The organism is Candidatus Pelagadaptatus aseana (assembly GCF_040362265.1).
Classification (GTDB): domain Bacteria; phylum Pseudomonadota; class Gammaproteobacteria; order Pseudomonadales; family Cellvibrionaceae; genus Pelagadaptatus; species Pelagadaptatus aseana.
Window position 1 is genome coordinate 201,343 of the sequence record NZ_BAABNJ010000005.1, and the last position, 14,188, is coordinate 215,530.

Annotated in this window: 15 protein-coding genes; 9 read left to right on the forward strand and 6 right to left on the reverse strand. The window is 55.0% G+C overall.

Features of this window, described 5'->3' with window-relative positions:
* Window positions 1-37: 37 nt before the first annotated feature.
* The 3 genes from pepP to ACPXV9_RS09560 are packed head-to-tail and all read left to right on the forward strand — an operon-like array spanning window position 38 to window position 3,869.
* Window positions 38-1,357, forward strand: a complete 1,320-nt coding sequence (gene pepP, locus ACPXV9_RS09550) for a Xaa-Pro aminopeptidase (protein ID WP_423896244.1) — start codon at window positions 38-40, stop codon at window positions 1,355-1,357.
* The gene (ubiH, locus tag ACPXV9_RS09555) at window positions 1,357-2,601 is read left to right on the forward strand and encodes a 2-octaprenyl-6-methoxyphenyl hydroxylase (RefSeq protein WP_423896246.1); all 1,245 of its coding nucleotides are present in this window, start codon (window positions 1,357-1,359) and stop codon (window positions 2,599-2,601) included. Before pepP ends, ubiH begins: the two co-directional genes overlap by 1 nt.
* A gap of 41 nt (window positions 2,602-2,642) precedes the next feature.
* Entirely contained in the window at window positions 2,643-3,869 is a 1,227-nt protein-coding gene (locus ACPXV9_RS09560) for a UbiH/UbiF/VisC/COQ6 family ubiquinone biosynthesis hydroxylase (protein WP_423896248.1), read from the forward strand.
* A 13-nt stretch (window positions 3,870-3,882) separates the two neighbouring features.
* Here the strand turns inward: ACPXV9_RS09560 and ACPXV9_RS09565 are convergent, their stop codons facing one another.
* Complete coding sequence (locus ACPXV9_RS09565; RefSeq protein WP_423896250.1) at window positions 3,883-4,425, reverse strand: PadR family transcriptional regulator; 543 nt, start codon at window positions 4,423-4,425, stop codon at window positions 3,883-3,885.
* 97 nt (window positions 4,426-4,522) lie between these two features.
* Between ACPXV9_RS09565 and ACPXV9_RS09570 the strand changes: the two genes are divergently transcribed.
* From ACPXV9_RS09570 to ACPXV9_RS09580, 3 genes are read left to right on the forward strand one after another with little or no spacing between them, the layout of a single operon-like run.
* The gene (locus tag ACPXV9_RS09570; protein WP_423896252.1) at window positions 4,523-6,229 is read left to right on the forward strand and encodes a phytoene desaturase family protein; all 1,707 of its coding nucleotides are present in this window, start codon (window positions 4,523-4,525) and stop codon (window positions 6,227-6,229) included.
* A 36-nt stretch (window positions 6,230-6,265) separates the two neighbouring features.
* Window positions 6,266-7,576, forward strand: a complete 1,311-nt coding sequence (locus ACPXV9_RS09575) for an FAD-dependent oxidoreductase (protein ID WP_423896253.1) — start codon at window positions 6,266-6,268, stop codon at window positions 7,574-7,576.
* Window positions 7,573-8,403, forward strand: coding sequence for an SAM-dependent methyltransferase (locus tag ACPXV9_RS09580; RefSeq protein WP_423896254.1), 831 nt, complete (start codon window positions 7,573-7,575; stop codon window positions 8,401-8,403). The genes ACPXV9_RS09575 and ACPXV9_RS09580 overlap by 4 nt, the downstream gene beginning before the upstream one ends.
* Before the next feature lie 80 nt (window positions 8,404-8,483).
* On the opposite strand, the gene ACPXV9_RS09585 is transcribed toward ACPXV9_RS09580, so the two are convergent.
* From ACPXV9_RS09585 to ACPXV9_RS09595, 3 genes are all read right to left on the reverse strand, one after another.
* Window positions 8,484-8,615, reverse strand: a complete 132-nt coding sequence (locus ACPXV9_RS09585) for a hypothetical protein (protein WP_423896255.1) — start codon at window positions 8,613-8,615, stop codon at window positions 8,484-8,486.
* A gap of 149 nt (window positions 8,616-8,764) precedes the next feature.
* A complete protein-coding gene (locus ACPXV9_RS09590; protein ID WP_423896256.1) occupies window positions 8,765-10,762 on the reverse strand; it encodes a TonB-dependent receptor in 1,998 nt (665 codons plus the stop codon).
* 58 nt (window positions 10,763-10,820) lie between these two features.
* A complete protein-coding gene (locus ACPXV9_RS09595) occupies window positions 10,821-11,099 on the reverse strand; it encodes a hypothetical protein (protein ID WP_423896258.1) in 279 nt (92 codons plus the stop codon).
* Between the two features lie 207 nt (window positions 11,100-11,306).
* On the opposite strand from ACPXV9_RS09595, the gene hisB reads away from it, so the two are divergent.
* A complete protein-coding gene (gene hisB / locus ACPXV9_RS09600) occupies window positions 11,307-11,900 on the forward strand; it encodes an imidazoleglycerol-phosphate dehydratase HisB (RefSeq protein WP_423896260.1) in 594 nt (197 codons plus the stop codon).
* A gap of 43 nt (window positions 11,901-11,943) precedes the next feature.
* The gene (gene hisH, locus ACPXV9_RS09605) at window positions 11,944-12,594 is read left to right on the forward strand and encodes an imidazole glycerol phosphate synthase subunit HisH (RefSeq protein ID WP_423896261.1); all 651 of its coding nucleotides are present in this window, start codon (window positions 11,944-11,946) and stop codon (window positions 12,592-12,594) included.
* Here hisH and ACPXV9_RS09610 read toward each other — a convergent pair.
* Entirely contained in the window at window positions 12,591-12,980 is a 390-nt protein-coding gene (locus ACPXV9_RS09610) for a PilZ domain-containing protein (protein ID WP_423896263.1), read from the reverse strand. The two genes, hisH and ACPXV9_RS09610, sit on opposite strands and share 4 nt — an antisense overlap.
* A gap of 131 nt (window positions 12,981-13,111) precedes the next feature.
* Here ACPXV9_RS09610 and hisF point away from each other — a divergent pair, with 131 nt between their 5' ends.
* Window positions 13,112-13,885, forward strand: a complete 774-nt coding sequence (gene hisF / locus ACPXV9_RS09615) for an imidazole glycerol phosphate synthase subunit HisF (protein ID WP_423896264.1) — start codon at window positions 13,112-13,114, stop codon at window positions 13,883-13,885.
* 65 nt (window positions 13,886-13,950) lie between these two features.
* Here hisF and ACPXV9_RS09620 read toward each other — a convergent pair whose 3' ends face one another.
* A complete protein-coding gene (locus ACPXV9_RS09620) occupies window positions 13,951-14,178 on the reverse strand; it encodes a DUF6316 family protein (RefSeq protein ID WP_423896266.1) in 228 nt (75 codons plus the stop codon).
* Between the last annotated feature and the right edge of the window lie 10 nt (window positions 14,179-14,188).

The following is a 14,188-nucleotide window of genomic DNA, read 5'->3' on the forward strand; positions in this document are numbered from 1 at the left end:
AATAACATCACCTGTTTAGATACTTAGACAACAACCTATGACCATTGCCAAAAAAGAATTTCAGCGCCGTCGCAAGTCGCTGATGGAGCAGATGGAACCCAACAGTATTGCCATTCTGCCTGCCGCTGCTGAAAAATCACGCAGCCGTGATACCGACTATTTGTTCCGTCAGGACAGCGATTTCTTCTACCTGACCGGATTTCCCGAGCCCGAGGCGGTGGTGGTGTTGCTGCCGGGGCGCGAGCATGGCGAGTTTGTGCTGTTTTGCCGGGAGAAGGATCGCGAGCGCGAGATCTGGGACGGCTATCGCGCTGGCCCCGAAGGGGCGGTCAGTGAATACAAAGCAGATGACGCCTTTCCTATTGATGATATTGACGACATTCTGCCGGGGCTGATTGAAGGCCGCGAGCGGGTCTATTACGCCATGGGCAAAGACGCAGATTTCGATCATCAGGTGATGAGCTGGGTCAACGCCATCCGCGCCAAGGTGCGCAGTGGCGCAACGCCTCCGGGTGAGTTTCTCGATCTGGATCATTTCCTCCATGATATGCGCCTGTACAAGAGTGCCGCAGAGATCAAGATCATGCGCGAGGCGGGTGAAATCTCTGCCAGAGCTCACAGCCGCGCCATGAGGTTTTGCCGACCCGGAGCCTATGAGTACCAGTTGGAGGCGGAAATTCTGCATGAGTTCGCCATGAGCGGCGCCCGCTTTGCCGCTTACAGCACCATCGTTGGCGGTGGTGATAATGCCTGTGTATTGCACTATATCGATAACACCCAGAAGCTGGCCAAAGGCGATCTGGTGCTGATTGATGCGGGCTGCGAGCTGCATCACTACGCCGCTGATATCACCCGCACTTTTCCCGTCAGTGGTAAATTCTCCAAAGAACAGAAGGCACTGTATGAGCTGACGCTCAAGGCTCAGGAGGCGGCGATTGCTGAGATCAAGCCCGATAACCACTGGAATGATCCCCATGAAGCCTCGGTTCGAGTGATCACGGAAGGGCTGGTGGAGCTGGGGTTGTTGCGCGGCGAGATTGACGAGCTGATAGAAAACGAAGATTACAAAGAGTTCTATATGCATCGCATCGGTCACTGGCTGGGTATGGATGTGCACGATGTGGGCGATTACAAGGTAGGCGGCGAGTGGCGAGTGCTCGAACCGGGGATGTGTATGACCGTTGAGCCCGGCATTTACGTGGCGCCGGACAATCTCAATGTTGAGGCCAAATGGCGTGGCATCGGCATACGCATTGAAGACGACGTTCTGATTACCAAAGATGGCTGTGAGATTCTGACCGCCGATGTACCCAAAACAGTGGCTGAGATAGAGGCGCTGATGGCGGAGACTGGCTGATGACTGAGATCCAATCTCAGGCAGATATCACCATCGTGGGTGGTGGTATGGTGGGGGCGGCCATGGCGGCGCTGTTGGCGCACGCCAATGCCGGCTGGCAGGTGGTGCTGGTTGAAGGGTTTCCGTTGCCCGGTCCGGGAGAGGCCATCCATCAGCCCAGTTTTGACGATCGCTCAACGGCATTGGCATATGGCAGTATCGAATTACTGCAGCGGATCGGCGTGTGGGATCAGTTGTCCCAGGCGGCAACCCCAATCCAGCAAGTGCACGTGTCTGACCGGGGGCATTTTGGTGGCAGCCTGATTGATGCCAGTGCAATGGGGTTGGAACAGGTGGGCGCCGTGGTCGCCAATGCCTGGTTGGGACGGGTGCTATTGCAGCATCTACATGAGCTCGACAACGTCGAATTACTGGCTCCGGCCACGGTCGAGCGGGTTACTCCGCTGGCTCAGGGGGCTCATATTGATTATGCCTCTGCCGATGCAAGCGGACGGATCGAGAGCCAGTTGGTGGTTATTGCTGACGGTGCCGATTCGCCCCTGCGTGCAGGGCTTGGCATCGGGGTCGATACCCAGACCTATCACCAGACCGCCATTATTGCCAATGTGGCCCTGAATGAGCGTCATGATTGTGTCGCCTACGAGCGCTTCACCGATCAGGGCCCTATGGCATTGTTGCCATTGGGTGGTGAAAACGGCTGTGACAGTGCGCTGGTTTGGACTCAGCCGACAGACCAGGTTGATGCTCTGTTGGCGCTCGATGACGACGCGTTTATGGCGCAATTGCAGCAGCGCTTCGGCTTTCGTCTCGGTCACTTTAAGAGCGTCGGTAAGCGGGATTCATACCCGTTGCAGTTGCTGGTCGCAAAAGAGCAGGTGCGCTCGTCGCTGGTGATGATGGGCAATGCCGCGCACTTTCTGCATCCGGTGGCCGGTCAGGGGTTCAATCTGGCACTGCGCGATTGTGCTGCCCTGACCAGTGTGCTGGCCCGGGCCAGAAGGCAGCGCCAGCCGCTGGGCTCGCTGCAGGTATTACAGCAGTATGAACAGCAGCAACAACTCGATCAGCAGGCGACCATTCAGTTCAGTGACAAATTAACCCGTCTGTTCAGTACCGGGGCTTTGCCCTCGGCGGGACTCAGAGCATTGGGTTTTCTTGGTTTGGAAACTCTGCCGGGTGCCAAGCAGCTACTGGCGTCTCAGACCATGGGGCAGGCTTCTCGCCGTCCCGTTTTCCATCGATAATTTGGATTCAGCAGTGATCTATGAACAGCGGTGATTCTAATATGACAGCAGACCTGCATTTTGATGTGCTGATCGTTGGTGCCGGCCTGGTGGGTGGCGCTATGGCTTGCGCTCTGGCTGAACATCCGGCCTGTGAGGCGTTAAGCATTGGCCTGATTGAGGCGAGCGAACCTGCAGCGTCCCCTTCGGGCACCGAGTTTGATCCCAGAGTAGTGGCTTTAACCCACGCCTCTCAGGAACTGCTGGAAGATATTGGTATTTGGCACGATGTCCTGCGGCAGCGGGCCTGTGCCTATGAGCGTATGCATGTCTGGGACGCCGAGGGCACCGGAGATATTCAGTTTGATGCCAGTGAAGTGCAGCGAGAATGCCTAGGCCACATTGTTGAAAACAGTGTGATCACATCCCTGTTGTGGCGAAAGATGCAGGACCATCCGGGGATTGAGTTACTCCATCCGGCACAGCTCAGTCAGCTCAGTCATAACCCCCGCGACGGTGCTTCGCTGATTGAGTTGGCAGATGGCCGCAGCGTCGCAGCCAAACTGCTGATTGCGGCTGATGGTGCCCATTCAAAAGTGCGCGGTATTCTCAATATGGAGACCCGTGAGTGGGATTATGGCCACAGTGCCATCGTCTCGACGGTGACCACCAGCGAGCCCCACCAATTCACCGCCTGGCAGCGCTTTCTCGAGATCGGTCCTCTGGCGTTTTTGCCGCTGCAAGTTGGCTCTCAGGCCGATTTTGACGAATACCACAGTTCCATTGTCTGGTCTGCTAAAACCGAGGTGGCACAAGAACTGATGGCATTGTCTGATGAGGCTTTTTGTCAGCGTCTGGGTGACGCCTTCGAGGGGCGCCTGGGTGACGTTACCGCAGTGGCCAAGCGCTTCAGTTTTCCACTGCGCCAGCGACACGCCAAGGAGTATATCCTGCCGGGGGTGGCGTTGATTGGCGATGCCGCTCACACCATCCATCCCCTGGCTGGTCAGGGGGTGAATCTGGGTTTTCTCGATGTGATTGCCCTGAGTGAGGAAATTATCCGCGCCTGTCGTCGTGACTTACCCCTTAACGAGCCATCCATACTCAAGCGCTATCAGCGCAATCGCAAATGGCACAATCTGGGGATGATGGCGGTCATGGAGGGTTTTAAAACCCTGTTTGGTTCCGATGATCTGCCGTTGCGCTGGCTTCGCAATGAGGGCATGCGCCGAGTTAACAATCTGGGCGCGCTGAAAAATCTGATTGTGAAACAGGCCATGGGCCTGTAGCCCGCGATCTGGGTTACTCCGTCAGTTCATTAATCGTCACTTTGGCTTCTTCAGCCCAGCGCAGCCAGGCTTCCTCGCCGATGATGCCGCGCCGCAAAGTCAGATAGGGCAGCTTCAACGGTGTTTGTTTGCTGGCCGGCAGGGCCAGATACTCTGCTTCCAAAGCCAGAAAGGTATCGAGCATTTTGCGGTGCAGTTGCTGGTGCTCTTCAATCTCCGCCATCAATTCCTGAGGTTGTAACAGGTCACCTCCGTACAGCTTGACCAGCAGTGCGTCGTTGATCTTGTTGGGTTTGGCTGGTTGTTGCAGCCATTGCAGCAGTTCCTGTTCGCCGGCTGGCCGCAGTTGATAAACCTTGCGGTCGGGCTTGCCCGCCTGAGGCTCCAGAGTAAATTCAATCAGGCCCTGCTCCAGCATTTTTTTCAGCTGTTGATAAATCTGCTGATGGCTGGCATTCCAGAAATAACCCAGACGGTTCTTGAAGCGTTGCTGTAAGTCGTAGCCGCTACCGGGTTCGGTATTGAGCAGGGTCAGGAGTGTGTGTTTCAGGGACATGCTATTCCGGTTGTTGTCATAAATAATTTATATGCAAATAATTGCATATAAATAGGGTCGATGATAGTTTCTGCTCAATGATAGCGAGGTGATAATAATGACGACAGCCACGACAGCAGAAATAAACACGCAGCCCGGGAATAAAGATCGGAAAAAACTCAAAAGCAAAAAAGTCAGTGTGCGTACCGGCAAGCGCTACCGCCCGGGACGAGCCAGCGAGCACTATGATGCCATTGTGATTGGCTCCGGCATGGGTGGTTTGGCCAATGCCGCACTGTTGTCTTTGCAGGGGCTCAAGGTCTGTGTGTTGGAGCAACACTACACCGCAGGTGGTTTTACCCATTCCTACGAGCGCGAGGGCTATGAATGGGATGTTGGTGTTCACTACATTGGCGAGGTGCACAAGCCGCACTCAACCCTGCGTCGGGTGTTTGATGTCATCAGTGAAGGGCGGTTGCAGTGGCAGGCAATGGATCCGGTCTATGACCGCATTATTTTAGGCGATCGCGAATACGATTTTGTCGCCGGGGCCAATAACTTTATCGAGACTCTGACGGGCTATTTTCCGCAGGAGGAACAGGCCATTCGTGAGTATGTGGCCCTGATTCGCAATGTCAGCTCCAGCACGCCGAAATTTTTTGCCGGGCAGGCCATGCCTCGGCGCATGGGGCGTCTGTACAATCGGCTGCGTCGCCGGCTGGTGCCGAAAGAATTTTATATGACGACCCGCGACGTGTTGGAAGGCCTGACGGACAATCAGGAGCTGATCTCTGTATTGACCGGCCAATGGGGTGATTACGGGCAGGTGCCCAGTGATGCGGCGTTTGTGATGCACGCATTGATCGCCAAACACTTTCTGGGCGGTGGTGCCTATCCCGTTGGGGGCTCCAGTGCCATTGCCCGGGAGATTATTCCGACCATCCAGAAAAGTGGAGGCGAAGTCTTTACCTACGCCGAAGTGGATCAGGTGGTGGTTGAAAAAGGCCGGGCCACTGGCGTAAAAATGGTCGATGGCAGTGTGATTCACGGGGACAAGGTCGTCAGTAATGCCGGGTTTATGAATACCGTCAAACGTCTGGTGCCCGAAGAGTACCGGCGCGAACACAAGATGCAGGCGTGGACTTCTGAAGTGGACTATTCATCGGCATCGGTCTGCGTTTATGCGGGTTTCAAAGGCAGCGCCAAAGAGCTGGGTTTGTCGACCACCAATTTGTGGATTTACCCCAGTGGCGATCACGAAGGTAATATGGCGCGCTATCGTGACGATGAAACCAACGAGTTGCCGCTGGTTTACGTGTCCTTTCCCTCCACCAAAGACCCGGAGTGGGACAGCCGTTATCCCGGAAAGTCGACGGTGGAGTTGGTGTCCGTGGCCGACATGAGCCGCTTTGAGGCATGGCAGGGCACCACCTGGAATCAGCGAGGGGATGACTATGAGGCCTACAAAAAGGCCTTGGCTGAGCGCATGCTCGAAAAGTTGTTCGAGCGCATGCCCCAGTTGCGTGACGCGCTGGATTACTTCGAGCTGTCGACACCGTTGTCCACGCAGCATTTCCAGCTCAACAAGCGCGGTGAAATTTATGGCTTGGATCACTTTGTGGATCGGTTTGAAAAGCCCTTTTTGCATTCGCAATTGCCGATCAAAAACCTCTATATGACCGGTGCGGATACCATGACTGCAGGGGTCGGTGGTGCCCTGATGTCGGGGTTGATGACCACCATGAACATGCTGGGTCTGCGTGGCGGTAAAAAAGTTATGGCCCAGTTAAAAAATTATCAATCCGAGGCTCCTGAGGTGACGTAGCAGTTGCCTCTGGCTCTCAAATACTGAAAGAGTAATATGACCGATACCAAGACTGATTCCGCGGTTCACGGGCGCAAGCCCAGATTGGCCATTATCGGCACCGGCATTGCCGGCCTTTCCGCTGCCTGGCTGTTGAAAGACAAATTTGCCATCACCGTTTACGAGAGTCAGCCGCGCGCCGGTATGGGCGTGTTTACCGTCGATTACCTCAGTAATGGCATTGAGACCCGGGTGGACGTGCCGCTGCGCATTTTCTGCCGGGGCTATTACGATCACCTGTTGGCGCTGTACCGGGAAATTGGCGTTGAAGTAGAAAGCAGTGATCACTCCGGTGCTTTTGCCGATGGTGATCGCAAGCTGTTTTTTCACTATGGCAATCTGGATGTCGGGTCCATGGGTTTCAGTTTGCCCAAGGGTAAGAGTCTGGTGAGTCCAAGAGCCTGGCGGATTGCGTTACAAAGCCAGTGGTTTTTCAAGCGGGCCCAGCTGGATCTGCGCTGGTGTCGCAATCTGTCAGAACAGACGTTTGGTGAGTACCTGAAGAAAACCCGTGCCGGTCAGTCGTTCGTCGATGGCGTGTTGTTGCCGATCCTGTCGGTAACCTGTACCTGTGACTACCAGAGCGTGCTCAATTATCCGGCCGATATGATGCTGGGGTATCTGACCTGTGGCGTCCGGGAGTTTGGCATCATGAGTGCCGCCAAGGGGGTGGACGATATTGTGCCGCGGCTGCTGCAGGGGGTTGAAGTTAAGACCTCCTGCGCCGTCGCCAGAGTGGTTGAGGCCGGAGACGGACTCCGGGTTGAAGCGGAATCGGGTGAGATCGCAGATTTCGACCATGTGGTAGTGGCTTCGCAGGCGCAGCAGGCGGCCAGCATGCTGGACGGGTTTGAAGCCCAGCGTGAGCTGCTGGCGAAGGTGCCTTTTGAAACATCGACGATGAGTGTGCACACCGATCGGGGCCTGCTACCCAAAGCCACGGTGCCTCTGTCACCGGTTACCTATGTCGCACCCGAGGGGGCCACAAGAGCCGAAGTATCGGTGGATTTAACCAAGGCCATCAGCCGTTTCCGGCATCAGGCGCCAGTGTTTCAAACCTGGAATCCCATCGCGGATCCAGTCAAGGGTGCCGAGCTTACCCGGGTGCAATTTACCCGCCCGGTGGTCACCCACGAGAGCCGTGAGGCCATGGCTCAGTTGCGCCAATTGCAGCAGCAGCCCAGCAATAATTTGTGGTTTTGTGGCTCTTATCTGGCGGACAAGATTCCGTTGTTGGATGCCGCGGTGGATTCCACAGTCGCCATCGCCCGGTCTTTGGGGGTTACCGCCCCTTGGCTTGAAGCGTGAACCTCGGGGAGTTTTATGATCTGGCGGAGTTGCCGCTCAATACCCCGGGGCAGGCCTGGGGCAATCTCGGTTATTGGCACAATTGTGATGATTACTCCGGGGCTTGTCGGGAGATGGCGTTGCTGCTGGGGGCCCGGGTAGGTTTGACATCCTCGTCGGTGGTGCTGGATGCCGGTTTTGGCTGCGGTGATCAGTTGTTGTTGTGGTTGCAGCAATTCCGGGTTCAAAGGCTGTTTGGCGTCAATTACTCTCGTAGCCAGACCGCCTATGCCGGGCAGCGGATCCGTCAGGCGCAATTGGCGTCGCGCGCTGATTTGCGGCAGGGGTGTGTGGGTCGCGGTGATATCTGGGCTGCGGCCAGTGGTCAGAGCGTGGATCGGGTTGTTGCGCTCGATTGCGCTTATCACTTTCCTTCTCGAGCTGAATTCCTAAAGCGTTCCAGTGAGTTGCTGCCGGCAGGGGGGCGAATGGGTCTGACAGATTTTGTCCTGGGTGAGGGGTATACCGGGGCCGCGGCTTTGGTGGCCCGGGGTATGTTCCGATTGTCTCAGATTCCGGGAAGTAACATGGTGTCGCAACAGACCTATCATGATGATCTGGCTGGTGCCGGGTTTGGCGCTATTGAATTCGAAGACATCAGTGCCCATGTTATGCCAGCGTTCCGTTTCTGGTTGCAACAGTTCCGAAGTGATAATCCCGCGCTAATGCCTCGTCGCCGCTGGTTGAAGTACGAGGCGACCGCGCGCTTTTTGGATTGGGCCTATGAGCAACAGCTGCTGCGTTATGTTGTGGTGACCGCTGACAAGACTGGCGCCGTAGGCCTGTGATACACCCAGGCCATAAATTTGGGCAATAAAAAAGGCGCCTGTATAAAGGCGCCTCTGTCACTGGGTTAAGTCAGAGCGGCTCAGTGCTCGCGTCCGCTTTCCAGTTTTTTCTCAAGAACAAAGCAAAGTGTGCCGGCGATAGCGGCCAGAACCACGATGCCGCCCATGCTGATTGCCATACCCAAACCACCTAAAAATACTGTTTCTGCCATGATCGTGTCCCTCTCTCGGAATGCTGAATTCAATGCAATCAGAATACGACTGCTGCTGAAAGGGCTGTTGATATGAATCAAAAAGCCGGAGTCGCCTCCGGCTGTGGTGGTGGTTTTTTGATCCAGGTCAGATTTTAAAAGCTGAGTTTTTAAAAACTGACTTGGATGCCGGTGGTAATGTTGCGACCAGCGGCGGGGGCCAGTTCTCTCAAATAAGAGGTGGCGTGGCGGATTTCTTGGTTCAGCAGGTTGGTGCCGCGTACAAACACCATAACTGGCGTAGCGCCACTGTCCAGATGCCATTGCACCTGAGCATCCAGCTGATCGTAACCGTCCGTTTCTTCTTCGTTGATGCCCGGATTGTCCTGCTCGGACACGGACAGCCACTGAACAGAAGCCTCCAGCGAGTTGGCGCTGTAACGCAGTTCGGTACCGAAGCGGGCCGGAGTGGTGCGGGGAATGTCGCCGTTGTCGTCGAGCTTGGCGCGTACGTAGTCACCAAACAGGCGCAGCGTTACAGCCTCGCTCAGACCGAAGCGGGTTTCGGCTTCGATGCCATGGAAGCGGGCATCTTCCTGAACGTACTCATAGATGTCCAGTTCAGAATCGACGTCTTCCACACCAGTGTTGAACGCATAGATGTAGTCGTCAAACTGATTGTAGAAAACATTGATACTGGCTTCTTGCAGCAGTCCCGGTTCGGCTGGATGCCACTCATAGCCCAAATCGATGTTGTTGCTGCGCTCGTTATCCAGATTGCGGTCACCGATATCAAAGCTCTGAGAAGCAATGTGCGGGCCGTCTGAAAACAGCTCTTCCAGAGTCGGCGCGCGCTCAGCCAGACTGTAGCTGATGCTGAAGTGATGGGCTTCGGCAGGAGTCCAGTGGTAGGCGATAGAACCACTGAACGCGGTGTGATTTTCGCTGCTGCTGTTGTCCGGATCGACTTCCTGACGCTCTACGCGCAGACCCCATTGAATCCAGGGTTGATGGCTTTTGCTATCCCAGTGTTTTTCTTCGATCAGAAACAGACCGTAGGATTGAATATCGGCATTGGGAATAAAGGCTTCTTCACCGGTGGCGGTGACATCGCGGTCCAGAATCTGCAGACCAATGGCGCCTTTCCAGTCGTTGATCGGGTTGTGCAACAGTTCTACCCGGCCTTCGATGGCGTCGTTTTCGAACATGGTGCCGGCTTCATCACCTTCAAATTCGGTGTGCTCATAATCGTTGTGAGCCATCTGTACGCGCATTTTTTCAAATCCCTGAAATGGCTGATCCAGCTCGCCTTTCAGATCGATGCGGGTTTGTTCCATATCCAGACGGACTAGCTCTTCGTCGTCATGGCCACCGCCACCACCGCCGTGACCGTGATCATGGCCGCCGGGGGGAAGGCCGTACTCATTTTCCTGTTGGTTGATGCTCAGGCCAAACATGCCGCGCTCGCCAAACCAGCTGCCGCCGACGCTGTAGGCATGGGCTCGGGCGCTGCTGTTTTCAATGTAACCGTGTGGAGATTCATCCGGATCTTCGTGATTGCCATAGCCTGGGATCTCGACGTCGCTGCTTTCACGGTAGAGGCCATCGGCGTGCCAGGCCATCTTGCCGGCACTGCCATCCAGACGTGCGACCGTGGCGGTTTCATCGTTAACGGTGCTGTGGCGGGTTTCAATGGCGCCGGAAATGGCTTTGTCGGTCAGTTGTCTGGGGATGCGACTGTCAATCACATTGACGACGCCGCCAATCGCGCCACTGCCGAAACGCAGGGTGCTTGGGCCGCGTAAGATTTCAATTTGGTCTGCCAGCAGGGGCTCGGTGGTGTTGGCGTGATCGGCACTGGTGGTCGACAGGTCCAGAGTGTCGAGGTTGTCCTGCATCACTTTGACGCGGGCACCGCTTTGGCCACGAATAACCGGGTTGCCTACGTTAGGGCCAAAAGAGGTGGTGCTGACACCCACCTGACCGGACAGGGTTTCGGCCAGTGTGGCGGCAGCGCGGGTGCGCAGCTCAGCGCCATTCAATACGCTGGCGGTGTCAACGTGGGTACTGCTGATGGGAGAGGCGCTGACAATCACTTCTTCGATTTTTTCTGCCAGGGCTGGTGTCACTATAAAGGCGGGCAAAGTAGCCCACAGACGAAATTTCATGGTTGTTCCTTTAAGGCTGCATGGCCTTTTTTACTGATAATTTGGTGCGTTGTTTAAATCAGAAAGGAACCGGGGGCGCGCGCCCTTGATAGGCGGCGATCAGTTTTTGTGGGGCGTTGAGGCCGATAAAGGCTGTCAACACCTCCAATGTGAGGGTGCTCTGGGGCAGGGCGGTGGTTATAACCGAGGCGTCACAGCCCCCCGATTGCATGTGGAAATCACACTCGATGTGCTCGTGTGGATTATCGTGGACATGCGCTGTCGCCAGTTGCTGCGTCATTAACAGGGGCAGCAACAGGAGCAGTAAACAATAACTGGCTCTTTGTGGTAACAACATCGGGATTCGAAACAGAGAACGGCAACAAATTTAAGCGTTATGATATAACATTTTAAGAGTGGCTCCAATAATGCCTGACCAATTTACTCGGAAAATGGTTGCCTTTTCGGGTTAGGCGTTGTCTTTGTAGCAGGGTATAATCGCGCTCTTTCGGTGCCGGGCTCAGTTAACGACGCGGTGCCTGTAATTGTTTTTGTGGAGATCACTATGGCGGAAAGAACCGCATCAGTCAGCCGGGATACTCTGGAAACCCAGATTTCTGTGTCACTCAATTTGGATGGCGCTGGCAAGGGCCAGTTTGATACCGGTGTGCCGTTTCTGGAGCACATGATGGATCAGATTGCCCGTCATGGTCTGATTGATCTGGATATCACCTGCAAAGGGGATATCCATATTGATGATCACCACACGGTAGAAGATATTGGCATCACTCTCGGGCAGGCTATAGCCCAGTCAGTGGGCGACAAAAAAGGCATTCGTCGTTACGGTCACGCCTATGTACCGCTCGATGAAGCGCTGTCACGTGTCGTGATCGACTTTTCCGGGCGTCCCGGTCTGGTGATGGATGTGCCTTTTACCCAGAAGCGGGTGGGCAATTTTGATACCGAATTGTTCTGGGAATTTTTCCAGGGGTTTGTAAACCACGCTCAGGTAACCCTGCACATCGATTGTCTGCGCGGTTTTAATGCCCATCACCAGATTGAAACCGTGTTTAAGGCGTTTGGTCGCGCGCTGCGCATGGCGTTGGAAGAAGATCCGCGCATGAGTGGCATGATGCCTTCTACCAAGGGCACCCTCTAAGCGGTCCCGTATTTCTATAGTTGTTGGATAAGAGAGTTTGACTATGAGTGCAAATCGCATTGCCGTGATCGACTATGGCATGGGCAATCTGCATTCCGTGGCCAGTGCCTTGGAGCATGTAGCACCCGACGCAGAGGTTTTGGTCAGCGCCGAGCGTGACGTTATTGAAACTGCCGACCACATCATTTTCCCGGGGGTGGGAGCCATTCGAGATTGTATGGCTGAAATCCGCCGCCTGGGGTTCGATCAACTGGTGCCAGAGTTGGTCGCCAGTGGTCGCCCGGTATTGGGCATCTGTGTCGGTATGCAGGCTCTGATGGAGCGCAGTGAGGAAAACGGCGGTGTTGACTGTCTAGCTCAGCTGGATGGTGAGGTAAAGTTTTTCGGCAAGGATCTTCGCGATGAGTCCGGGCAGCACCTCAAGGTGCCCCATATGGGCTGGAATCAGGTGAGTCAGAATCAGTCTCATCCGATGTGGCATAACATTGCCGACGGTGAGCGCTTTTACTTTGTGCACAGTTATTATGTGTCAGCCATGAGTGGTGAGGTTGTCGGTCGCTGTCACTATGGCGTGGACTTTGATGTGGCTGTGGCGCACGGCAATTTATTTGCGGTGCAGTTCCACCCTGAGAAAAGCCATACGGCGGGCCTGCAACTGCTGAAGAATTTTGTCGGCTGGGACGGTCAGGCTTAAACCGATTTGGGCTGACTGGTGGCAAAATGCCTAAGGAAGTCTTCCAGATGTTCGTTGCAGTCGTCGTGGAATTCACGGAATTGGCAGCCCAGTTGGTGTTTTTCCCGGGTGACACGGCGCACGTAAATCAGGTCGCAGGTGACACGAATCAGCGTTTTATCCCGAGCGCTGGTCGGTACCGAAAAGCTTAATGTGAGTTGGATATCTGGGATTCGAGGTGGTCCGCCCTGATTCGGTATCAGTTGGGCCGCCTGAGTCATGGAGCACTCAATCTGCAGGCCGGAGCGCGATATATTGCAGATGACGCAATCACCCAGAGAGTTTTCGTGGGTCGAAAGCTCGGCATTCAGCTCCGTGTTAAATCGCGGAGCTCTGCGCTGTTCCATTAAATCCTGGATGTCCATCGCATGCCTTTGGTGATTTTGTGGATTAAATTTGCGGGTTATCCTAGCAGTTATAGGATGATCTACCAATGACGTAAGTTGTGTTGAAATAAATTATCTTTATAGGGCTTTTCATGGCGTTAGCAAAACGAATCATTCCCTGCCTGGATGTCGATAATGGTCGAGTGGTAAAGGGCGTCAACTTTGTGGGCATCCGTGATGCCGGCGACCCGGTTGAAGTGGCCAAGCGCTACAACGAACAGGGGGCTGACGAGATCACCTTCCTCGATATTACCGCAACTCACGAGGGGCGCGATACCACCGTGCATACGGTTGAGCAGATCGCTTCCGAAGTATTTATCCCGCTGACAGTGGGGGGTGGCATTCGCACGGTAGAAGATATCCGCACCATGCTCAACGCCGGTGCCGACAAGGTCAGCATCAATTCGGCGGCGGTTAAGAATCCCGAGTTTGTGCGTGAAGCCTCTGAGCGCTTTGGCGCTCAGTGTATTGTGGTGGCGATTGATGCCAAGCGGGTCAGTGAAGAGGGTGAGGAGCCTCGCTGGGAGATCTTTACTCATGGGGGGCGCAAGCCCACCGGCATTGATGCCGTCCAGTGGGCGGTCAAGATGGCTGAATTTGGCGCTGGCGAGATTCTACTGACCAGCATGGATCGTGATGGTACCAAGAACGGTTTTGATCTGGGGGTGACCCGGGCAATCAGTGATGCGGTATCGGTTCCAGTGATTGCATCTGGTGGTGTAGGCGACTTGCAGCATCTGGTTGATGGTGTGGTGGCAGGGCGCGCTGATGCGGTTCTGGCGGCGAGCATTTTTCACTTTGGTGAATACTCTGTGCCTGAAGCCAAGCGGTTTATGCAGGACCAGGGGGTTGAAGTGCGGCTGTGACCGCAATCGCGCCAATAAAAAAGCCTCCGACAGGAGGCTTTTTTATTGGTTATCGCGACTGGCCATCAGGCGTAACGATACAGTGCCAGTGTTTTGGAAAAGTCATCAGCGGAGTCGTTACACACGAAATCAATAAACTCCATGCAGCCATCTTCGGCGTCGTCACGTGCGTCGAATGGGCCGATATCGACACCTTCACGCGTACTGTAGTACCAGTATCCTTCCCTTTGGAAAAAGCGCTCTGTGCGCTGATGAGAGCCTCCCGTGTCTCCCATTCTTGTTGCCCGTGCCATGGTCATTGCC

Bases quoted from the DNA above. Each gene is read 5' to 3' on its own strand.
- ubiH (WP_423896246.1), top strand. From the start codon at position 1,357: ATGACTGAGATCCAATCTCAGGCAGATATCACCATCGTGGGTGGTGGT.
- pepP (WP_423896244.1), top strand. From the start codon at position 38: ATGACCATTGCCAAAAAAGAATTTCAGCGCCGTCGCAAGTCGCTGATG.
- ACPXV9_RS09620 (WP_423896266.1), bottom strand. From the start codon at position 14,178: ATGGCACGGGCAACAAGAATGGGAGACACGGGAGGCTCTCATCAGCGC.
- ACPXV9_RS09610 (WP_423896263.1), bottom strand. From the start codon at position 12,980: ATGGAACAGCGCAGAGCTCCGCGATTTAACACGGAGCTGAATGCCGAG.
- ACPXV9_RS09585 (WP_423896255.1), bottom strand. From the start codon at position 8,615: ATGGCAGAAACAGTATTTTTAGGTGGTTTGGGTATGGCAATCAGCATG.
- ACPXV9_RS09565 (WP_423896250.1), bottom strand. From the start codon at position 4,425: ATGTCCCTGAAACACACACTCCTGACCCTGCTCAATACCGAACCCGGT.
- ACPXV9_RS09570 (WP_423896252.1), top strand. From the start codon at position 4,523: ATGACGACAGCCACGACAGCAGAAATAAACACGCAGCCCGGGAATAAA.
- ACPXV9_RS09590 (WP_423896256.1), bottom strand. From the start codon at position 10,762: ATGAAATTTCGTCTGTGGGCTACTTTGCCCGCCTTTATAGTGACACCA.
- ACPXV9_RS09560 (WP_423896248.1), top strand. From the start codon at position 2,643: ATGACAGCAGACCTGCATTTTGATGTGCTGATCGTTGGTGCCGGCCTG.
- hisB (WP_423896260.1), top strand. From the start codon at position 11,307: ATGGCGGAAAGAACCGCATCAGTCAGCCGGGATACTCTGGAAACCCAG.
- ACPXV9_RS09595 (WP_423896258.1), bottom strand. From the start codon at position 11,099: ATGTTGTTACCACAAAGAGCCAGTTATTGTTTACTGCTCCTGTTGCTG.
- hisH (WP_423896261.1), top strand. From the start codon at position 11,944: ATGAGTGCAAATCGCATTGCCGTGATCGACTATGGCATGGGCAATCTG.
- ACPXV9_RS09575 (WP_423896253.1), top strand. From the start codon at position 6,266: ATGACCGATACCAAGACTGATTCCGCGGTTCACGGGCGCAAGCCCAGA.
- hisF (WP_423896264.1), top strand. From the start codon at position 13,112: ATGGCGTTAGCAAAACGAATCATTCCCTGCCTGGATGTCGATAATGGT.